At 33.0% G+C, this 21,252-nt stretch carries 20 protein-coding genes and 2 pseudogenes; 21 read left to right on the forward strand and 1 reads right to left on the reverse strand.

The features are described 5' to 3' along the window. Position 1: 1 nt before the first annotated feature. The 21 genes and pseudogenes from rfbA to DN064_RS01220 all read left to right on the forward strand — a co-directional run bounded on the left by rfbA (position 2) and on the right by DN064_RS01220 (position 20,081). Positions 2-865 (forward strand): glucose-1-phosphate thymidylyltransferase RfbA, encoded by an 864-nt coding sequence (rfbA, locus tag DN064_RS01125; RefSeq protein WP_115460768.1) that lies wholly within the window; start codon positions 2-4, stop codon positions 863-865. Then, positions 865-1,407 (forward strand): dTDP-4-dehydrorhamnose 3,5-epimerase, encoded by a 543-nt coding sequence (gene rfbC, locus DN064_RS01130; protein WP_115460769.1) that lies wholly within the window; start codon positions 865-867, stop codon positions 1,405-1,407. Before rfbA ends, rfbC begins: the two co-directional genes overlap by 1 nt. Beyond that, entirely contained in the window at positions 1,404-2,261 is an 858-nt protein-coding gene (gene rfbD / locus DN064_RS01135; RefSeq protein WP_115460770.1) for a dTDP-4-dehydrorhamnose reductase, read from the forward strand. The genes rfbC and rfbD overlap by 4 nt, the downstream gene beginning before the upstream one ends. Further along, a complete protein-coding gene (gene cysQ / locus DN064_RS01140; protein WP_115460771.1) occupies positions 2,251-3,051 on the forward strand; it encodes a 3'(2'),5'-bisphosphate nucleotidase CysQ in 801 nt (266 codons plus the stop codon). The genes rfbD and cysQ overlap by 11 nt, the downstream gene beginning before the upstream one ends. After that, positions 3,048-3,476, forward strand: coding sequence for a DUF2061 domain-containing protein (locus DN064_RS01145; protein ID WP_115460772.1), 429 nt, complete (start codon positions 3,048-3,050; stop codon positions 3,474-3,476). The genes cysQ and DN064_RS01145 overlap by 4 nt, the downstream gene beginning before the upstream one ends. A gap of 4 nt (positions 3,477-3,480) precedes the next feature. Then, positions 3,481-4,083 carry an adenylyl-sulfate kinase gene (gene cysC, locus DN064_RS01150; RefSeq protein ID WP_115460773.1) on the forward strand — a complete coding sequence of 201 codons (603 nt, stop codon included), beginning with the start codon at positions 3,481-3,483 and terminating at the stop codon, positions 4,081-4,083. Continuing rightward, positions 4,076-4,981, forward strand: a complete 906-nt coding sequence (cysD, locus tag DN064_RS01155; protein ID WP_115460774.1) for a sulfate adenylyltransferase subunit CysD — start codon at positions 4,076-4,078, stop codon at positions 4,979-4,981. The genes cysC and cysD overlap by 8 nt, the downstream gene beginning before the upstream one ends. A gap of 11 nt (positions 4,982-4,992) precedes the next feature. Beyond that, complete coding sequence (locus DN064_RS01160) at positions 4,993-6,246, forward strand: sulfate adenylyltransferase subunit 1 (RefSeq protein ID WP_115460775.1); 1,254 nt, start codon at positions 4,993-4,995, stop codon at positions 6,244-6,246. 15 nt (positions 6,247-6,261) lie between these two features. Continuing rightward, a complete protein-coding gene (locus DN064_RS01165; protein ID WP_115460776.1) occupies positions 6,262-6,813 on the forward strand; it encodes a hypothetical protein in 552 nt (183 codons plus the stop codon). Between the two features lie 9 nt (positions 6,814-6,822). Further along, complete coding sequence (locus tag DN064_RS01170; RefSeq protein ID WP_115460777.1) at positions 6,823-8,445, forward strand: cytidylyltransferase domain-containing protein; 1,623 nt, start codon at positions 6,823-6,825, stop codon at positions 8,443-8,445. 1 nt (position 8,446) lies between these two features. After that, positions 8,447-9,508, forward strand: coding sequence for an N-acetylneuraminate synthase family protein (locus tag DN064_RS01175; protein WP_115460778.1), 1,062 nt, complete (start codon positions 8,447-8,449; stop codon positions 9,506-9,508). A gap of 6 nt (positions 9,509-9,514) precedes the next feature. Next, positions 9,515-10,555: a polysaccharide pyruvyl transferase family protein gene (locus DN064_RS01180; protein ID WP_115460779.1), complete on the forward strand. Its 1,041-nt coding sequence runs from the start codon at positions 9,515-9,517 to the stop codon at positions 10,553-10,555. Between the two features lie 6 nt (positions 10,556-10,561). Beyond that, positions 10,562-10,798, forward strand: a pseudogene (locus DN064_RS14360) (hypothetical protein); the annotation flags it as partial. A 93-nt stretch (positions 10,799-10,891) separates the two neighbouring features. Further along, positions 10,892-11,158, forward strand: a pseudogene (locus DN064_RS14365) (CatB-related O-acetyltransferase); the annotation flags it as partial. A gap of 4 nt (positions 11,159-11,162) precedes the next feature. After that, positions 11,163-12,401 (forward strand): oligosaccharide flippase family protein, encoded by a 1,239-nt coding sequence (locus DN064_RS01190; RefSeq protein WP_157962190.1) that lies wholly within the window; start codon positions 11,163-11,165, stop codon positions 12,399-12,401. Further along, positions 12,388-13,716, forward strand: coding sequence for a hypothetical protein (locus tag DN064_RS01195; RefSeq protein ID WP_115460782.1), 1,329 nt, complete (start codon positions 12,388-12,390; stop codon positions 13,714-13,716). The genes DN064_RS01190 and DN064_RS01195 overlap by 14 nt, the downstream gene beginning before the upstream one ends. Before the next feature lie 29 nt (positions 13,717-13,745). After that, a complete protein-coding gene (locus DN064_RS01200; RefSeq protein WP_157962191.1) occupies positions 13,746-14,969 on the forward strand; it encodes an O-antigen polymerase in 1,224 nt (407 codons plus the stop codon). 716 nt (positions 14,970-15,685) lie between these two features. Further along, on the forward strand, positions 15,686-16,417 hold the full coding sequence (locus DN064_RS14120; protein WP_157962192.1) for an O-antigen ligase family protein: 732 nt from the start codon (positions 15,686-15,688) through the stop codon (positions 16,415-16,417). A 7-nt stretch (positions 16,418-16,424) separates the two neighbouring features. After that, positions 16,425-17,522 carry a DUF1972 domain-containing protein gene (locus DN064_RS01210; RefSeq protein ID WP_115460785.1) on the forward strand — a complete coding sequence of 366 codons (1,098 nt, stop codon included), beginning with the start codon at positions 16,425-16,427 and terminating at the stop codon, positions 17,520-17,522. Continuing rightward, positions 17,498-18,736, forward strand: coding sequence for an O-antigen ligase family protein (locus tag DN064_RS01215; protein ID WP_157962193.1), 1,239 nt, complete (start codon positions 17,498-17,500; stop codon positions 18,734-18,736). Before DN064_RS01210 ends, DN064_RS01215 begins: the two co-directional genes overlap by 25 nt. Next, a complete protein-coding gene (locus DN064_RS01220) occupies positions 18,723-20,081 on the forward strand; it encodes an exopolysaccharide biosynthesis polyprenyl glycosylphosphotransferase (RefSeq protein WP_232827335.1) in 1,359 nt (452 codons plus the stop codon). Before DN064_RS01215 ends, DN064_RS01220 begins: the two co-directional genes overlap by 14 nt. On the opposite strand, the gene DN064_RS01225 is transcribed toward DN064_RS01220, so the two are convergent. Continuing rightward, positions 20,078-21,250, reverse strand: coding sequence for a glycosyltransferase family 4 protein (locus tag DN064_RS01225; protein WP_115460787.1), 1,173 nt, complete (start codon positions 21,248-21,250; stop codon positions 20,078-20,080). The genes DN064_RS01220 and DN064_RS01225 overlap by 4 nt on opposite strands. Positions 21,251-21,252 lie beyond the last annotated feature (2 nt).

Raw genomic sequence — 21,252 nt, forward strand, 5'->3', positions numbered from 1 at the left:
GATGAAAGGGATAATTCTGGCCGGAGGTTCCGGTACACGTTTACATCCAATAACATTGGCAGTAAGTAAACAGTTAATGCCTGTTTATGATAAGCCAATGATATACTACCCATTGTCTACCTTAATGTGGTCGGGAATTAATGAGATTCTTATCATTTCAACTCCAAAGGATTTACCACTATTTAAGCAGCTTCTGGGAGATGGGGTTAAATTTGGTTGCCGATTTGAATATGCAGTTCAGGAGCACCCCAATGGTTTGGCAGAAGCTTTTATTATTGGAGAGGAATTTATAGGGGATGATAAAGTCGCTTTAATTCTTGGGGATAATATTTTTTACGGCTCAGGACTTTCTAAGAAGCTTCAATCCAATAACAATCCAGAAGGCGGGATTATCTATGCCTATCATGTGCATGATCCCGAGCGCTATGGTGTTGTGGAGTTTGATAACAGTGGCCAGGTAATTTCAATCGAAGAAAAACCAGATAACCCCAAATCTAATTTTGCGGTGCCTGGAATTTATTTTTACGACAACGACGTTGTTGCTATCGCAAAAACCATTGCACCAAGTGCCCGAGGGGAGCTAGAAATAACAGATGTTAATAAGGAGTATTTGAAGCGTGGAAAATTAAAGGTTAGCGTTCTGGATAAGGGAACGGCTTGGCTCGATACCGGCACGTTCAACTCATTAATGCAAGCATCGCAATTTGTCCAGGTAATTGAAGAGCGTCAGGGCTTAAAAGTAGGCGCTATCGAGGAGGTGGCCTATAAGATGAATTATATTAATGCGAACCAGTTAAAGGAATTAATTGATCCACTTCAAAAGAGTGGTTACGGCAAGCACTTATTAAATTTGATTACTGAGTAATGAAGATTGAGAAGACACCATTGGAGGGAAGCGTTCTTTTTAAACCAAAGGTATTTGAGGATCATAGGGGTTACTTTTTTGAATCATTCAAGGCTAAAGTTTTAGTTGATAATGGTCTTGATTTTGATTTCGTTCAGGACAATGAATCAAAGTCGCAAAAAGGAGTCCTAAGAGGCTTACATTACCAAAAAGGGCCTCACGCACAGGCTAAATTAGTTCGTGTAATTGCTGGTAGTGTATTGGATGTAATTGTAGATATGAGACCTGCCTCATCAACCTTTGGAGAGCATTTTAAAGTCATCCTTTCTGAACAAAACAAATGGCAATTACTAGTACCTAGAGGTTTTGCGCATGGATTCCTTGTTCTTGAAGACAATACAATCTTTTCATACAAATGTGATAATTATTATCATAAAGAATCAGAACGAGGCGTCCTTTTTAGTGATGAGGATTTGAATATTGACTGGGGTATGACTAATGACGCGCTGATATTGTCTGAAAAAGACCTACTTCTTCCCAAATTTAAAGATGCGGACATATGATTCGTGTTTTAGTTACCGGTGCCAATGGACAATTAGGCTCTTGCATTAAACAGCAATCTTTAGAACATCCGGATATTGTTTTTCATTTTTTAGGATCAAACGAACTTAACATCACTGATCCTGAAAATCTCAGAACTGTATTTTCAAAACCTTTTGACTATTGTATTAATTGCGCGGCGTATACGCAGGTCGATAATGCTGAGAGCAACAGTCGTCTAGCGCATTCAATAAACGAAAATGGCGTAAAGGAGTTGGCAAAGCTGTGTCATAAGCATAACGTGGTATTAATCCATATTTCTACCGATTTTGTCTTCGATGGCAAAAAAAGAAGCGCCTATACTGAAACAGATCATACCAATCCCTTAGGAGTTTACGGGTTAAGCAAGTTAAAAGGAGAGCAAGCTATTGAAAGGTTAATGACGCAGTATTTTATTTTAAGAACTTCTTGGTTATATAGCGAGCATGGAAATAATTTTGTAAAAACCATGCTAAGACTTGCCAAGGAGCGGGATTCTATATCGGTAGTAAATGATCAATTTGGATCACCAACGTATGCGATGGATTTAGCCAAAACGATTGTTAAATTAGTCAGCTCTAAATCTGATGCCTACGGTCTCTATCATTATTCAAATCACGGTCAAATATCATGGTTTGATTTCGCCTCTAAAGTTTTTGAATTTAAAGGAATCTCAATAAGTTTGAAGCCAATTAAAACAGCGGACTTTCCCACTTTAGCTAAACGTCCTAAATTTTCGGTTTTAGACACCACTAAAATTCAGGAAAATATAAAGGCTGAGATAAATGATTGGGAGGAGAGTCTACAGTTGGCATTAACAAATATGTATGGATCCTAATATAATAATAGCTGCCGAAGCCGCCATAAAGGCCGGTGAGGCTATAATGGCTATTTATGAGTCCGATTTTAGTGTTGAGCTAAAAGATGACAAGTCCCCACTAACCTTAGCTGATCAAGAGGCTAATACCATTATTAATCGTATTCTTAACAAGACTAATATCCCCATCATTAGTGAAGAGAATAAAGAAATCGACTATCAAATAAGACGCCAATGGTCCGAAGTTTGGATTGTTGATCCGTTGGATGGCACCAAAGAATTTATAAAAAGAAATGGTGAGTTTACAGTTAATATCGCCTTAGTTGTTGATGGGAAGCCGCAACAGGGGATTATTTACGTTCCTGTTACCAGAACACTTTACATTGGTGATGTTCTAAATATGAAAGCAGTTAGGATCGTTACCGATGGATTTACGGCTATAACAAAGGACGATTTAAATGGCGCTGAGATTTTAAGCTCTAGATCGAATGACATTGATAATTGCCGTGTTGTGGGTAGCAGATCCCATATGAATGAGGATACAAGCACTTTTATAGAGACTATAAAATCAACAGGCAAAAAAGTGGAAATTGTTTCAAAAGGGAGTTCTCTTAAGTTTTGTATCGTAGCGGAAGGAAAAGCTGACGTTTATCCAAGATTTGCCCCTACAATGGAATGGGATACTGCTGCAGGCCAGGCAATTTGTGAGGCTGTTGGAATTTCAGTTATTTCTAAGTTAACAGGAGAACCCATGCAATACAATAAAGAAAATCTGTTAAACCCCTACTTTCTAGTTGGAAATCCTCTATGAGCGATCATTCTCAGAAACGACATTTAGCTAAAACCATTACATGGAGAATAGTGGGAACTTTAGACACGATTATTCTATCATGGTTAATTTCAGGGAATCCTACTATTGGCCTAAAGGTTGGATTAGCTGAGGTTCTAACAAAAATGGTCCTTTATTATATGCATGAACGCATATGGTTTAAAGTTAACCTGAATAAAGATGGGGTCATTTTGGAAAGTAGAAAGCGCCATTTGGCCAAAACCTTTACCTGGCGAACCATTGGAACGCTCGACACTATGTTATTGGCTTGGCTGATTTCTGGTGACCCTGTGATGGGCTTTCAAATTGGACTATTTGAGGTAATAACTAAAATGATTTTGTACTACCTGCATGAAAGAGCATGGTATAAGGTTAATTTTGGACTGGAAAAGAGATCTAGCAGATAGCATCATGGAAGACAATATTTTTAGGCAGGGATACAAAATCTCAAAAATGCAAAGGACATCAAGGAATAAGCATAATGCATTTCTAATTTGGTTTACCGGATTATCAGGTTCTGGCAAGTCAACCCTGGCGAATCAACTCGAGTTGTTGCTTCATAATAAAGGCGTTTCCACCTACACTCTAGATGGGGATAATATTCGAATGGGATTAAATAAAGACCTATCGTTTACGGCAGCGGATCGTTCTGAGAATATTCGCAGAATTGCTGAGGTTGCCAATTTGATGGTAGACGCTGGACTTGTTGTACTTGCGGCTTTTGTATCTCCATTTAAAAAGGATCGTCAGAATATAAGAGAAGTTGTTAAAGGAGTTAACTTTGTTGAGGTTTTTGTAAACACCTCAATTGAAGCATGTGAGCAGAGAGATGTTAAGGGCTTATACAAGAAAGCAAGAAGCGGCGAAATCAAGAATTTCACTGGAATAGATTCGCCCTACGAAGTTCCTGAAACCCCAGATATTGAGGTGACAACTGAAAACCTTACGATTGAAGAATCGGTAGAATTAATATACAATCACATAAAACCAAAATTATTTTCGGATTATGAGTAAGTATTACTTGAATTATTTGGATGAATTGGAAAGTGAAGCCATTTATGTGCTAAGAGAGGTGGCTGCACAATTTCAAAATCCGGTTATTTTGTTTTCCGGTGGTAAAGATTCTATTGTAGTCACTCACCTTGCTAAAAAAGCATTTTACCCAGCTAAAATACCTTTTCCCTTAATGCATGTTGATACTGGGCATAATTTTCCAGAGACGATAGCATTTAGAGATAATATTATAAATGAACTCGGGGCTCAGCTGATAGTGGGCTCAGTACAGGATTCGATTGACAATGGTCGTGTGGCTGAAGAAAGAGGTAAGAATGCTACAAGAAATGCTCTTCAAATAACCACACTCTTAGATGCTATTGAGGAAAACTCGATAGATTGCGCCATTGGTGGAGGTCGAAGGGACGAAGAGAAGGCGAGGGCTAAAGAACGCTTTTTTTCTCATAGAGATGATTTTGGTCAATGGGATCCAAAGAACCAAAGACCAGAACTTTGGAACTTGTTTAATGGGAAACATTTTGAAGGGGAGCATTTTAGGGCTTTTCCTATTAGTAATTGGACAGAAATGGATGTTTGGAATTACATCAATAGAGAAAATATTTCAATTCCCTCCTTGTATTTTGCGCATGAGAGAGAAGTAGTTTGGAGGCAGAATTCATGGATTCCTAATTCTGAGTTTCTCAAACTTGATGAGGATGAAGAAGTGGTACTTAAAAAAGTGAGGTTTAGAACTTTAGGCGATATTACGATAACCGGGGGTATTGAGTCAGACGCTGATACTGTAGAAAAAATTGCGTTAGAGGTTTCTGGAATGAGACAGACGGAGAGAGGCAACAGAAGTGATGATAAGAGATCTGAATCAGCAATGGAAGATCGCAAAAGACAAGGTTATTTTTAATAGAAAAACGTATGTTAGATAACAACCAATTGTTAAGGTTTACAACTGCGGGGAGCGTAGACGATGGGAAAAGTACTTTAATTGGAAGATTGCTTTATGATTCAAAATCGATATTTGAAGACCAACTTGCAGCAATAGAAAAAACCAGTAAGAAAAAAGGGCATGACGGTGTAGATTTAGCCTTATTTACCGATGGGTTACGTGATGAAAGAGAACAGGGGATAACTATCGACGTGGCATACAGGTATTTTACAACACCTAAAAGAAAATTTATTATTGCAGATACCCCGGGCCATATTCAGTATACCAGAAATATGGTCACAGGTGCTTCAACGGCTAATGCAGCCATTATTCTGGTCGATGCAAGACATGGTGTGATCGAACAAACTAAAAGACATTCGTTTATAGCTTCATTGCTTCAAATCCCCCATATCATAGTTTGCATTAATAAAATGGACCTTGTTGATTTTAGTGAAGCTGCATATAATGAGGTTATTGAGCAGTTTGAAGAGTTTTCGTCAAAACTTTTAGTTAAAGACGTTCGGTTTATCCCTTTAAGTGCTTTAAATGGTGATAATGTCGTTAACAGATCTGATAATATGGAATGGTATCAAGGCGCGCCCCTGCTTCATACCTTAGAAACGCTGCACATTAGTAGTGACATTAATAAGATTGACGCAAGATTTCCTGTGCAAACTGTATTAAGACCCCAGAGTGAATCTCACAGAGACTATAGGGGGTATGCTGGACGTATCGCAAGTGGTGTTCTTAGAGTAGGAGACGAGGTAACAGCCATGCCTTCTGGCTTCACTTCTTCTATCAAGTCAATTCATAGTTTTACAACGGATTTGAAAGAAGCCTATGCGCCCATGTCGGTTTCGATCACGTTAAATGATGATATTGATATTAGTAGAGGCGATATGATTGTTAGAACTAATAATCAACCCGAAGCCTCTCAGGACCTCGAGGTTATGCTTTGTTGGCTTAATAACGATGAGGCAAAGCCTAGAGCCAAGTATTTGATACGGCATACCTCTAATGAAGAAAAAGCGATGATCAAAGAGGTGGTGTATAAAATTGATATTGAAACATTAGACAGAAACTTCGAAGACAAATCATTAAAAATGAATGATATCTGTAGAGTAAAAATTAGAACGACAAAGCCATTAATGGTTGATTCTTACAGAGACAACCGATCTACCGGGAGTATTATTCTTGTTGATGATATGACCAATGAGACTGTGGCGGCTGGTATGATTGTTTGACATAAAAAAATTAGAATGTTTAGAAAGAAAGTTCTGTTAATTTATTTAGTTGTTTTATTGATTTCATGTAAAAATGAAAAAGATAAAAGCAATTCACAAGTAAAGGAGAGTTCAACGTCCTTGATTGAACAGACCAACAACTATTTTCAGATTCTTATCAATGTAAGAGTACCGAAAGATGATACTTTTGAAATTTATTATTACGAGACTGGTTCTTCAACCTTTCACTCTAAAGATTTCGTTTCTAAGAAAATTCTGGGCAATGAATATGATCAAGACATTTTATTTGATTTACCAGAAAACATGTATCCAGAAAGATTGAGACTTGATCTTGGAAAAAATGTCAATCAAGACCCTATTAAATTAAATTCTGTTACTCTAATTTGGAACGATAAGAAATATGAGTTTTCTAAGGAGGAGTTAAAAAATGACTTAAGGCCGAGTAAGTTTGTAATTTTTGACAAGGAACGGCTTATTGTAAAAACAGTCGAAGTGAATGGAAGATATGACCCCTATTTTTATACTATGAATTTAAATAATATCGTAGACTTTTTGTTAGAAGATTAAAGGTATTTGATGAAAAAATTATTAATTATTATTCCTGCACGTGGAGGTTCTAAAGGGATTCCTAGAAAAAACTTAAGAACGTTAAATGGGAAGCCTCTAATCTATTATTCCATTAAAAATTCGAATTTTTCCGACAAGTATAAAATTGATTGCTATGTTTCAACTGATGATCAAGAAATTGAATTGATATCCAAAAAATTTGGAGCTTCAGTTATTAGAAGAACAGGTGATTTGTCTAATGACATAGCTACATTGGACCCTGTAATTTATTATTCATTCAAAAAAATCAAAAGGAAATCTTCAAATATCGATTATGATGCCGTTATAACTATTCAGCCAACTTCTCCACTATTAAGCCCTGATTCAATTGAAATGGCCGTTGACAATTTTTTTAGCAATAACTTGGACACTCTTATTTCTGGAATAGATGAGCGGCATTTGACATGGAAGAAGATTAATAACAGATATGTACCTAATTACAAAGAACGATTAAACAGGCAGCAATTGCCTAAAGTATACAAAGAAACAGGTGGTTTTGTCATCACCAAGCCAGAGTTTATTACAATAAATTCACGTTTTGGCCCAAAAGTTGAAATATTTCCTCTTAGTAAAAAAGAGAGTATAGATATTGATGATTTTGATGACTGGAATTTATGTGAGTATTATATTAAAAGAAAGACAATTTTATTTGTTGTTTCTGGCTATTCGGAAATTGGTATGGGACATGTGTACAATACTTTAAGTATAGCCAATGAAATTTTAAACCACAGAGTGGTTTTTTTAGTTACTAAAAAAAGTCAGTTAGCCTATGATAAGATATCCGAATCTAACTATGAAGTTCACCTTCAAAAAGAAGATGATATAATTGATGATATACTAAAGTATAAACCAGATGCAGTAATAAATGATATCTTGGATACTGAAAGAAGTTATATAATTAAGCTTAAATCGAACAGTATCAAGTGCATTAATTTTGAAGATTTAGGTGAAGGCGCTGAACTTGCTGACTTGGTTATAAATGCTATGTATCCTGAAAATAAAATTAGTTTAAATCACTATTACGGCTCAAATTATTTTATTCTAAGGGATGAATTCTTATTTACAAAAAAAATTACAATTAAAGAAAATATAGAAAATATACTGATTTCGTTTGGTGGGGTTGATCCGAACAATTATACCGAAAGAGTATTAGATCTTCTCTGTAGTAAATTTGACAAAAGCTATAATATCTCCGTTGTCACAGGGTTAGGTTATAACGGATTTAGAAGGCTACAAAAAAAACACCCTAATATTGACATAAAAGTCAACATTAACAATATATCAGACGAATTTAAGAATTCTGATCTCATCTTTACCTCAGCAGGTAGAACTACTTTTGAAGCAGCTTCATTAGGTGTGCCATGCATCGTATTATGTCAAAACAGAAGAGAAACAACTCATTTCTTTGCCTCCGAAAAAAATGGCTTTTATAATTTAGGATTGGGGTATGAATCTTCGGATTCGAAAATTCTAATGGCATTTAATAAAGTAACGGACCTAAAATTAAGACAATTAATGCATCAAAGAATGTTAAGTAATAGTATTAAAATGGGGAAACGAAGAGTTGTTAAATTAATTAATGAAGTTTTGTGAAATGAGAAAATTAAAAGAAATAATTAAAGATTTTAGTTATAATCCTTATTTAGTAGAAAGACCATATGTTATAGCTGAGGCTGGTGTAAACCATGAAGGATCAATGGATCTCGCCAAGCAATTAATTGATGAGGCTAAAGAAGGTGGTGCGCATGCTATCAAGTTTCAAACCTATAAGGCTGAAACAATAGCGTCGAAATTCAGTCCATCATACTGGGATACAACTAAAGAATCCACTAAGAGTCAGTTTGAACTATTTAAGAAATATGATAAATTTTGGAAAAAGGAATATGAAGAATTAAAAACATGTTGCGATAAAGCAAATATTGAGTTTTTATCTACACCATTTGACATTGAGTCAGCTAAGTTTCTAAATGACTTAATGGATGTTTTCAAAATATCATCTTCAGATATTACAAATACCCCCTTTATTGAGTATATGTGTAGTTTCAAAAAGCCAATTATTTTATCTACAGGAGCATCTTATCTTTGGGAAATACAAGAAGCCGTTGAGACAATAATGCACCATGGTCTTCCTTTATGTTTAATGCAATGTGTATTAAATTATCCCACTTTAGATCATAATGCAAATCTAGGTATGATAAAGGATTTAATGATGAAATTTCCAAGATGTATGCCTGGATATTCTGACCACACTCTGCCAAACGATATGAGCGTTTTGATAACAGCAAACCTATTGGGGGCCGTAATTTTAGAGAAGCACTTTACGCATGATAAAACATTACCCGGAAATGACCATTATCATGCTATGGATAAAGTTGATCTAAAGCACTTTTTTGAAAGGATTTCGTCTATCTATAACACTGTTGGAAATGTAACTAAACGACCACTCGAATCTGAAAATACCTCAAGGAACAACGCAAGAAGAAGTTTAATTGCAAAACAAGAAATTAAAGCTGGAAAAATTATTACAAGACAAGATTTGACCTGGAAGAGACCAGCTCATGGAATATCACCAAGGGAGATAAATAACTTAATAGGGAAAACCGCTATTGAAACTATAGAGGAAGATAGTGTGTTAAAGTGGGATATGTTTAAATAAATAGGAATGATTGTATTACTCTCGGGCCAAATCAAAAATATTGGTGATTTTCTTATAACAGATAGGGCTAAGAAGCTTTTTGAGGCCTATGTAGATAAGGATATTATTATTTTAGATAGGACAAAAAAACTTGACGATCATTTGGAGATCATCAATAAATCTCGTTTTGTAGTTTTATGTGGCGGTCCAGCTTACGCCGAAGACATTTACAAAGGGATTTACCCTCTTGTTGATGATTTAGAGAAAATAAAAGTGCCTATAGTTCCATTTGGCCTTGGCTGGTGCGGAAGACCATCAGGTAGGCCGAACGATTTTAAATTTAACGACGAATCTAAAGTATTTTTAAAGAAAGTACATTCAGAAATAAAACGATCAAGCTGCAGAGATAATATTACTCAAAGCATTTTACATAACAACGGATTTAATAATGTGGAAATGACTGGTTGCCCAGTATGGTATGATTTGCCTTCAATTGGAAAAAGGTTTAAAACTTATCAGAAAGAGGACATCAAAAACATTGTTTTTACTACAGCTGCTGATCCAAAACTTATAAAACAAACACTAGCTATAATCAAACTAGTAGTCAAGCATTTCCCTGATGCTAATATTACTATGTCTTACCATCGAGGTATCTTTCCTGACAAGTATACAACTATTAGGGCCACAACAGGGTATTTAATAAAAGCCTTAGGCGCTAAACTCGTAAAGAGAAGTATAAAAATAAAAGATGTCTCATATGATTTAAATAAATTAAAATTTTATGATAGTTGTGACTTTCATATTGGATATCGTGTCCACGCACATCTTTATTTTTTGAGTAAAAGACTTCCTTCGATGTTAATAAATGAGGACGGAAGAGGCAAGGGAATGGTACAAACTATGAACCTGCCATGTTATAATATTGAGGACAAATCACTAATTAAGAATATAGATCAAGATATTCATCGACATGTAGATGATAGTTTTAAGTCATTTGAGAATGTGGCGAACTACATTGACAATCAATTTGATGTTATGAAAGAATACCTAAACTCTTTGAAAAATTAGAGGGTTATGATTATATCTAGACTCTTGCAAACCTACAGGAAATTATTTCGAAGAAATAATTCCATACGTCTAGGAGCAGAACTAAAGAATACAGTATTAGGTTATAATATTAATATTTCCAGATACAGTTTTATCAGTAATTCAAGTATAGACAATTATACTTCAATTGGGAGAAATACTGTCATATCAAATGCGAATGTGGGTAAATTTTGCTCAATTTCTTGGAATGTAACAATAGGAGCAACCCAACATAATTACAAAAAACTATCTACACATGCTTTTACTTATATTAAGTATTATGGTTTTACAAAATCTGATCACCGCATAACTATATTTACCGAGATAGGGAACGACGTGTGGATAGGGGCAAACGCAATAATTATGCCTGGAGTTACAATAGGAAATGGGGCAGTTATTGGAGCAGGTTCCATTGTAACAAAAAATGTAGAACCTTATCAAATTGTAGTTGGAAACCCAGCAAGACAAATTGGCTATAGGTTTTCTCAAAAAAAAATAGAGTATGTAAAGGGTTTGCAATGGTGGGACTGGGAGGAATCAAAATTAAAAGAAAAAATTCATTTATTTCAAGAGCCAATTGAGTAAAAATTTGATTAAACTTTTTAAGGAGAATATAGGTTTCCTTTATTACCTAATCGGTGAAGGGCTTTCAAAGGGTATAGTTTTTTTGTCTATACCCTTTTTTACTGATCAACTCACGAAAGAAGAATTTGGTAAATTGTCATTATATTGGGTATCTGTTCCATTACTATCCGTTTTTTTAGACTTATCTCAGAGAAGCTTTGTCAAATATTCTTATGTAAATGACAAGGAAAATATTCGTTCTGTTTTAATGGTAATTAAATCCTTGTTATTTCTTAATAGTATAATTGTATTATCACTAATATTGATAAAGAATATACTAGGTGTTTACTTAATAGATAAAAGGGCCGACCTTATTTTAGCCCTGACAGCTGCTATGTACGCTTTCCTTGAAATAAACCTTTCTTATTATCAAATAAGAGGACAATATAAGTCCTACAATTATCTTTTCTTGTTAAGAAATGGTCTTCCTTATGTTTTAACTTTTATCACTTTGAGTGTCTTCAAAAGCGTCTATACATTTATGGGCTTGCAATTGGTTGTTTTTTCTTTATTGGTGATCTTGTTCTTATCTAGATCCAAATATACCACCGTAACACGCGAATTTTTTCTTAGCACCTTAAAAAAGTCAATTTCATTTAGCCTTCCATTTTTACCAGCAATGTTATCCGTGTTAACTTTGAGTTTTTCAGACAGGTTCATTATTAACTATTATTATTCTGAAATTGATGTTGCAGAATATACTATTGCTTATACTATTGGATCTGTATTTATGGCTTGTTTTTTGGCAACAAATAAAATGTGGCAAAAGTTTATTTTAGAAAACTTAAAAAATAATCAGATTCAAAGAATTTCTAATGCGGCAAAAATATATAGTGCAATAATTTTTTTATTGGGAATTATAATTGTTCTGAACAAGAATACCTTGGTGGTACTTATATCAAATGATTCTTATTTAAAGATAGTTGAATTGGTTGTGCCTATTGTTTGTGGTATGTTTTTTTATTTTTTGTATACATTGATATCCAACATCCCATTTTTTTATAACCACACAGGCTTAATGGTAATACCCGCTATAGTATCAGCAGCCGTAAACTTAATCTTAAATTTTGTTTTTATCCCTGAATATGGCTACAGTATTGCAGCATATACAACGATGATAAGTTATATATTACAATTTTTGATTTTATACTTTATTTGTCTTTCAAAGTATAACCTAGATATTTTATTTAATGTTAAAAGGTGAAGAAGAATTAATAGAATTTCTTTCAAGAACAGAGGTTAGTTTTGATGGTTTAAATTTTTCAATGCTATCTCAAATTTTTTTATTTGAAAGAGGACTTGGCAGATTAAAAATTAATTCAATATTATCATGTATAAAAATCTTCAGCTTAGAAAGCTATGTTAAGTCCTTGTTTGCACTAACATATAGAATTAAAGAAGTAAATGAGGATGTAATTTTTGTAAATGAGATAAACAATAATAGCATGATTGATAATATCAGGGCTGTTGAAAAAAGGTATAAACATAATTTTAAAGAATTAATTACAGATAAAAGATTAAAAAATAGAAACTCAATATTCTTATGGTCGTTTTTTAGGTTTAGGAGTTATTTTGCCAATTTCTTTTCCTTTTGTGCTCTATTATTTAAAGAAAGAAAAAAAATAAAAACCATTTCTTCTCGATTTAATGTCAGCTACATCCTCTTAATATTCAATTTTTTTGATTCTTATTTTGTGGTTAATTGCTTACAGGGGCTGTTAAAAAAAGCCCGATATCTAGATGTCCTAGTTCTAAACACTGATGTCCATAAAATTTCAAGGGCACTAGTTTTTCTCACTTCCAAAAAGGCAATCACATCATATGTGTTGCAACATGGGTCTACGGTTTTACCCTATGGATACCTCCCTGTATCAGCAGATAAAATTTTCACTTGGGGGGAATTATCTAACAAGTGGTTTATCGAGAGAGGCACTCCAAATAATAAGTTATTGACTGCGGGCACCCCTAAAATGGATAACATCTTAAACTATTTGAAAGAGACTAAAAGAAAAAAAGGAAAGAACATATTAGTTATTGTAAACCCTATTGGAATTAATCAAGTAATCAAGTATTTGACTATTTTGTACAATTCAAATATTCATATTAACTATTCAGTAACAATTAAACTGCACCCTAGCTCCGAGGATAATAGGAGTGAAGTAATACGAGTATTTGGTAAAACAAGTGTTACAATTAGAAAAAATGTTGATATTCACCAATTAATATCTGAATCCAATTTTGTAATCACTACAACTTCAACAGTTGCAAATGAGGCTATTGCCCTTCGAGTACCTCTTATTCAGATAGTATTGGACGATTCCTCACCAAAACTTGAATATGATTCTTTTGGATGTAGTATGAACATACGAGACTCTAACGAATTAGTAAAATCTTTAACAAACAATAGTTTGCATAAAAGCAAATTGAGAACCTACGAAAAGTATATAGAAGAGTATTTTTATAAATTAGATGGCTTATCAACAGAAAGGATAATTAAAGAGATATCAAAACATAAATGAGCTGGTCAATTATTATCATAAGCATAGTAATGTTATATTTAGTCAATAAGTACTTTGACTTAAAAAACTTACTTAACCCTTTCGTGTTCTTCTATTTATATCAAACAGCGTTTTTGTTTATAGCACTTTCATATTGCGACATTCGATATCCTCGAATTCCAATTTCAGAAGATCTAAAGACCTTTATTATTTTATCCTATCTGCTAACATTTATTGGTGCGATGATCTCAAGATATGTTTTTTACACAATAGGCACAAAATATGTTAGAATAAACGAAATTTCAATAAGAAGTAAACCGTCTAAATCATTTCAGGTTAGTGGTTTTATAGTATTTCTTTTAGGAGTTTTGTTTTTTGTTATGTTTACGTTTAAAACAGGAGGGATAATTATATTCGCTGATGACATTGAAAATGATAGGATTACAAGAAAAGCTGGAGCGGGGCTTTATAACTTGCTTTTTCTTGCCTTTATGCTCTATGGTTATGCCGTAATCTTGTTGATGAAAGACAAGACAAGGATTATTAAAATAGGATTATTTTTGTTTACAGCTTTCGCCCTGATTTCCTATGGAAGTAGAGCTCCTTTATTAAAGTTACTAATTGTCACTTTCATAATAGTCACTATTAAGAGCGCAAGAAAACTATCTTTAAAGCAGTATGCTAAAATTGGATTAGTTCTATTTCTTATTCTAATTACGTTTGGTGCAATAAGATCAAATTTTCAAGACTCTAGAGTAAGCTTCTTCTCTCTTATGGAATTTAGAATGGCTTGGAGGCCTTTTGTGAACATTCAAAATTTACAGCGGATTTACGATTTCTTTCCCGAACAAAACAATTATCTGAAAGGGTATAGTTATTTGGTTGATATGAAATTATTTCTACCAGGTTCAAACCCTAATTTTGGGACTTATTTAAAGGACCTTATGAACTGGGATTTCGACGGAGGGAGTGTAACAACATCTTTTGTAGGGTTAGGATACTTAAATTTTGGAAAGATAGCTTTTTTCGTATATCCAATTTTTTATGGATTTTTATTTAATAGTCTATATCAGCTAATCGTTAATAAGAAAGAAATAAAGAATACAGGCCTTATAGTTCTCTTATTTTTTTCAATTGGTGTATCGGGTTCAGTTAGTACTGGCCTATTTGGAACGCTCATTAATAACGTCTTATTTTTGTTTTTTGCATTTTTTTGCCATCTATTCCTAAAACAACTTATGCTCAAAAAACCTATTAAATTTAGTTTTGAGTAATGTCAAAGACGTATCGGATTTTACAATTTCTATCTTGCTTATATTCTGCAATTTTAGTACTCCTGTTAATTGTAACTATTTTAGGTTATAGAAATGGAATTATTCACTTTCAAAAACCAACCCATATTGAAGTTTTATCTTTAGTCATTTTTTTGACGAGTTTTTATTTAGGGTCAAAGAACATTAATATTTTTTTGATATGCCTAGTATTTAACTTTTTAGCCATGCCCTCAAGTGTCAATAATTTGATGCCTAGTGTTCTTATTTCTTCCCATGTTGATTACAGGCAGGTTTATTATCCATTGATTACAAATGTTGATATTTTTTTAATATTTGGAATAATAAAATACACTAATCTTGAGAGTATTAGCTCAATAAGTTTTAAATATTTCAGAATAATTCTGTCAACTTGTATTATTATTCTAAGCTCCTTGATTTTCAATCTAGTCACAAGTATTGACCTGTCTGATATACTTATAATTATAGCAAACAGTTATCACCTAAGGTATTTAATCTTGATCTTAATTTTAGTTTATTATTTGAAAAGTAGATTTGACCCTAGATTTCTTTTTTATGGAGTTTTGATCAGTACGTTATTTTTAATTTCAGAGGCTATAGTCTTTTCGAAAATTTATTACAGTTACGACCGATTAGTGAGCGGAACGCTTAGGAATAATACGTTTGCTAATACTATCTGCGCTATTAATGCATACATAATGCTACTACTTTATAGAAAAAAGATTTCAATTTATTATGGTTTTGTATGTCTTATTATTTTCGCAGCAATTCTATTTAGTTCGTGCAGATCAGCTTTGTTTATTTCCATTTTAACTTTCATAGTATTTTATTTTCTGACCATATTAAACCATTTTAAGAATAAATTATGGATTAGAGTTTGCGTGGATATTTTTTTTGGTATTGTTGTTTTTATGGGGTTAATGTACCTTAATAGAGAAGAACGGCTTTCAGTCAAGAATTTTGAAATAGAATCTATTGATTTTTCAAAAAAGAGAATCGATAGTATAATAGTTTTTTCTGATAATCCATTTACAGAATCGTTAAGTCTTAGACTTAACCATTATCAAACATCCATCAATATGATAGCAGAAAACCCATTTTTTGGTGTAGGGCCAGGAAGATGGAATAAGACAAAAGGAGACTATGGGTCTAAAGATAAAAATCTTATGGATTCTCATAATGATTTTTTAGCACTAGCCTCCCAATATGGACTACCTGCTGGTGTTTATCTTTTTTATTTAATATTCATATTACCATTTAAATTGTTTAAAGGAAAAGGGTCGGGGCATAATATTTTTATTAATTATTTACTTATTGTAAATATTGTAATGATATTTGCTGGAATTACAAATGCTGGTATTTTTAAGCATCAGGTTTACGCTTTCTTACTTTTTATTTGCATGATAAATTTATTCAATAAAAACTACTAAAGGTTTAATGAAAATAGCAATAATTGGGACTAGAGGTATTCCAAATGATCATGGTGGGTTTGAACAGTTTGCAGAATCACTAGCATTTTTTTTATCAAAAAAACAACATAAAGTCTATGTTTATAATTCTCACGACCATCCATATAAACTAGACGAGTGGAATGGAGCCAAAATAATCCACAAATATGATCCCGAATATTTAATCGGTACACCGGGTCAGTTTGTTTATGATTTGAATTGCATTTTAAATTCGAGGAAGCATAATTTTGATATAATCTTACAGCTCGGATATACTAGTAGTTCAATATGGGGGGTGTTTCTTCCAAAAAATGCAGTTATAATTACTAATATGGATGGTCTTGAATGGAAGAGATCGAAGTATAATAGAATAACCAGGAAATTTTTGAGTTTTGCTGAAAAGCTTGCTATCTTAAGAAGTGATTATCTAATAGCTGATTCTCTAGGAATTAAGGATTACCTAACTAGAAAATATAATAAAGAATCAATTTATATTGCATATGGCGCCAGGGTTTTTGAAGATCCTAATGAAAAGGTACTGGAGCAGTATTCTTTACAAAAAGGGAATTATGACATTTTAATTGCCAGATTGGAGCCAGAAAACAACATTCAAACAATTCTTGATGGTGTAGTAAAAGCCGAACTAGAAAGAATCTTTGTTGTTGTTGGAAAGCATGAAACTAAATATGGGAAATATTTAAAAAAAAGATATTCTGCAAAATCTAATATTAAATTTCTAGGCGGAATATATGAGCAAGATCATTTAAACAATATCCGATATTTTTCAAATCTTTATTTTCATGGACATTCTGTTGGTGGAACCAATCCTTCATTGTTGGAGGCAATGTCCTGTGGTTGTGCAATAATAGCTCATAACAATCCCTTTAATAAAGGTATTTTAGGTTCAGACGCATTGTATTTTAATAACTCTAACGACATAAAGAAAAACTTAAAACCGAATCGTTCACATTTTGACACATTTGCGGCAAATAATCTAAATAAGATTCATAATTTATTCTCAGAAGAGAAGATTAATTTAAAATACGAAGAATTTTTTCAAAAGTGCAAAAGCGCAAAACTTTATTAAATAGTTATCTGCCTTATAAGGGTTCATTCATTTTTTTATGCTCATCCTTATTTTTGGGCAATGCCTTGGTTTCAATTTCTTCAGTAATTGCTCTGTTGGTTTTGTTAATTGATGTGTTTAGAAATAAATTCAAAGTTCAATTTAAGAAATTGTACCTCTTGTTTTCTGTTTACTTCTTTACAGTAGTTATTGCAACGGTATTGAATGCAAATAGTTTTACAGATTTAATTAATCTTACCTCCCTGCTACCATTTATATATATTCCTCTTTATGTTTCGGTATTAATAAACAAGAAAGAATGGGGGAAAATTGTCAAATCAGGCCTAAATGCTTTTATTATTTCCGGGGTTCTATCTTTTATATTGTCTTTTTTTTATGGGGTTTTTAGAGCATTTCATGCTGAAAAATCGTTCAATTCAATCTATATAACATATCGCCATTTAAATGATTTATTCGGAGTGGAGCCAATTTATGTTTCAGCTCTTTATTTTTTTTCTATTGTTATTATATTGGAGTATTCTTTTTTACTTAAAACTATAGTAAAAAATAAAATTACACTAAGCGTGTTGTTTATTTTCGCTATATTTTTAAGCTCGTCAAGAATCACATTGGTTGTTACTTTGATTTATGTTGGGACAAAGTTTTTTCTAAATTTAAATCGGATGAACAAAAAGTCAATTTTTTTACTTCTAAGTTGCATGGCTTTAGTTTTTATAATTTCCTTTACCATACCTACTTTGAAAAGTAGGATTATGAATTTTGATCAAAACATATCTTCCTACTCAGGTTTAGCTTTAAGGAAAAAATTATGGAAAAATAGTTGGGAATTAATTGAGGCTTCACCATTAATGGGTTATGGTTTTAGAATATCACAAATAGAATTACAAGGCACATATAAAAAAAACAACTTTAGAAGAGCGTTTATTAATAAGTTGAATTGCCATAATCAATATTTTCAATCCTTGTTAGACTCAGGCATTTTTGGATTGATTGTCCTATTAGCGATAGGTTTATCTCCTTTTTATTTTATTAAAGACAATAGGCCTTTGTATTTGTTTGTAGCATCTTTTTTCTTTTTGATAATAACAGAGTCGTTTTTGGTTAGACAAATTGGCATCACTTATTTTGTTTTGTTCTTTTTCTTATTACTTGGAATTAATGATAAAAACTGTATAACTGAACAACAAAAATATCAGGAGCTTGAGTTTATTTAAACACGGTAGGTATTCTGGTTTTCTCAGACCTATTTCTTACGCGATTGATATTGTAATTATAAATTGCGTAGCCCTCTTTTTCTTACTTAATCAAGAGGATTTCCTTATTTTCTCGAGTTTTGTGACGATTGGATGGATATTACTATCCATTTATTCAAAGTTCTATGAGGTTTATAGATTTACACGTCCAGTTACCATAATCACATTATTAGTAAGACAGGGGATTCTTTTTTTATTGTTGGTATTCGCATTTTCTGGCCTATACCATGAATTCAAGATATATCCACGCCCAATAGTTTATTTCGTTGCGCTCAGCTTTACAATTATTGGACTCTTGAAGTTTGCCATTTATTTTCTGCTTCAAAAATACCGTGTATCCTTTGGAGGAAATTATAGACGCACCGTTATTTTTGGTTTAAATCAAAAGACTAGAGCTCTGGAAAAATTCTTTAATACCAAAAAAGAATTTGGGTATAATCATATAAGGACAATTGACTTTTCTGAAAATGACCGTGAAGCCCTTCGTAACAGTTTAGAGTTTGTATTAAAAAATGACATAGATGAGATTTATTGCTCTATTTCTGAGTTGAACAATAATGAATTAGCTGAGATTATAGATTTTGCGGATAATAATCTTAAAATTGTGAAATTCTTACCTGATTCAAAAGAGATTTATTCTAAGAAATTGCAATATGAGTATTATGATTACACCCCCATTTTGTCGCTTAGAACAACACCTCTAGATGAATCGATTAATACATTTATTAAAAGGTTATTTGATATTGTGTTTTCTGCATTTGTAGTTGTATTTATACTTTCATGGTTAACACCAATTGTTGGCCTGCTCATTGTACTGGAATCGCGTGGTCCTATATTTTTTAAGCAATCTAGGAATGGGTTTAACTACAAAGAATTTGACTGTTATAAATTTCGATCAATGACCCCTAACAAGGACGCTCATTTATACCAAGCAACTAGAGGCGATCAAAGGATTACCAAGGTTGGGGCATTTTTAAGAAAGACCAGTATAGATGAACTCCCTCAATTTTTTAATGTCCTTTTTGGGGACATGTCGGTAGTTGGGCCTAGACCTCACATGGTTAGCCATACAAATATGTATGCAAAACGCATAGATAAATTTATGGTGAGACATTTTGTGAAACCAGGGATTACCGGATTAGCACAAACAAGAGGATTTAGAGGTGAAGTAGAGTCTGACAAGGATATTATTGGAAGAGTCAAGTATGACATTTTCTATATAGAGAATTGGTCGCTGCTCTTGGATCTAAAAATCATATTTCAAACCTTCATCAATGCTGTCAAAGGGGAAGATAAAGCCTATTAACCAAGGGCTTCCTTTAATCTGTTTAATTGGGTTTCATTATTAAATTTTAACTCAAAGGTGTGCCTAATCATCTTTCGATCTATATTTTTAAATTCATTTTTGACAGCTGAATTGATTATTCTATTCAGCCCCTCGTAATCTTTAGGACTGATCACCCAGCCAAGATTGTTTTCAAGGACGATGTTCTCTCCTTCACCACCTCCAAAATAAAGTACTGGTAATCCTAGAGAAGCCATCTCAAAAATTTTAGAGGGTACAGAGCCGTAAATACGTTTTACTAAGGGAATAATAGCAAGATCATATTTAATTAATTCACCATGCAGAGTCTCTCGGTCTAAACTACCGTGATAAAATATGGGAAGATCTGGATTGTTTTGAAGTAAGGATTCGATTTCATTGGTTTCGGGGCCAGAACCATATATGTGGAATTCTATGTTCTGAAACGACAGTTCGTTGCAAAGAGCGACAATGCCTTGAGCAACACCTAATAGCCCTGCATATACTAATCTGAGAGGCTTTGAATTATTAGTTGATTCTCGTACGAGATGTTGTGTTTTTGGTAATTGAGGATAGTTTCTATAAAGTAAGACTTTAGGTCTGGTTGTTATTTTTACCACCTGATCTAAGATTTCCTGGCTTTGTCCCAAAACCAGTTGAGCATTCCTATAAATAAAGGATTCCATTTTTTTAAGCAATTTGAAAAATAAATTTTTTTGGAATGCGCCAAGATCTAGACCAGCATCTGGCCAAAGATCACTAATATTTAATACCAGTTTTCGTTTTTTGGACCGTAGAAAAAATACACTTGTAAAGGCTACTAATAAAGGAGGTGATTGTATGATGACAGTTTTGGGAATTGAATTGAATAGAAAGTAAATTAAGAGACTTAAACTATAGGATATCATAGACATCAGTCTAATTACTTTATTCTTTGAGTTAGACGGAAGTATCCATAGACGTCGAACTGATATTCCATCTTTTTCTGAATAGTCTTTTAACCTCCCCTTAAATTCTTTAAATATTTTTCCTTCAGGATAATTCGGTAGTGGAGTGAGAACAGTAACCGAAAAATCACCCTGTAAACCATTAGCTAATTGATATATACGATTGGAAGCTGCTCCTATTTCAGGGGGGTAGTAAGATGTTATTATAGTTAATGGCTTTTTCAATT

Origin of the sequence: Winogradskyella aurantiaca (genome assembly GCF_003362725.1) — a bacterium.
Lineage (GTDB): Bacteria > Bacteroidota > Bacteroidia > Flavobacteriales > Flavobacteriaceae > Winogradskyella_A > Winogradskyella_A aurantiaca.

Coding starts and splice junctions, on each gene's coding strand:
- rfbA (WP_115460768.1), top strand. CDS start 2: ATGAAAGGGATAATTCTGGCCGGAGGTTCCGGTACACGTTTACATCCA.
- rfbC (WP_115460769.1), top strand. CDS start 865: ATGAAGATTGAGAAGACACCATTGGAGGGAAGCGTTCTTTTTAAACCA.
- rfbD (WP_115460770.1), top strand. CDS start 1,404: ATGATTCGTGTTTTAGTTACCGGTGCCAATGGACAATTAGGCTCTTGC.
- cysQ (WP_115460771.1), top strand. CDS start 2,251: ATGGATCCTAATATAATAATAGCTGCCGAAGCCGCCATAAAGGCCGGT.
- DN064_RS01145 (WP_115460772.1), top strand. CDS start 3,048: ATGAGCGATCATTCTCAGAAACGACATTTAGCTAAAACCATTACATGG.
- cysC (WP_115460773.1), top strand. CDS start 3,481: ATGGAAGACAATATTTTTAGGCAGGGATACAAAATCTCAAAAATGCAA.
- cysD (WP_115460774.1), top strand. CDS start 4,076: ATGAGTAAGTATTACTTGAATTATTTGGATGAATTGGAAAGTGAAGCC.
- DN064_RS01160 (WP_115460775.1), top strand. CDS start 4,993: ATGTTAGATAACAACCAATTGTTAAGGTTTACAACTGCGGGGAGCGTA.
- DN064_RS01165 (WP_115460776.1), top strand. CDS start 6,262: ATGTTTAGAAAGAAAGTTCTGTTAATTTATTTAGTTGTTTTATTGATT.
- DN064_RS01170 (WP_115460777.1), top strand. CDS start 6,823: ATGAAAAAATTATTAATTATTATTCCTGCACGTGGAGGTTCTAAAGGG.
- DN064_RS01175 (WP_115460778.1), top strand. CDS start 8,447: ATGAGAAAATTAAAAGAAATAATTAAAGATTTTAGTTATAATCCTTAT.
- DN064_RS01180 (WP_115460779.1), top strand. CDS start 9,515: ATGATTGTATTACTCTCGGGCCAAATCAAAAATATTGGTGATTTTCTT.
- DN064_RS01195 (WP_115460782.1), top strand. CDS start 12,388: ATGTTAAAAGGTGAAGAAGAATTAATAGAATTTCTTTCAAGAACAGAG.
- DN064_RS01200 (WP_157962191.1), top strand. CDS start 13,746: ATGTTATATTTAGTCAATAAGTACTTTGACTTAAAAAACTTACTTAAC.
- DN064_RS14120 (WP_157962192.1), top strand. CDS start 15,686: ATGCTACTACTTTATAGAAAAAAGATTTCAATTTATTATGGTTTTGTA.
- DN064_RS01210 (WP_115460785.1), top strand. CDS start 16,425: ATGAAAATAGCAATAATTGGGACTAGAGGTATTCCAAATGATCATGGT.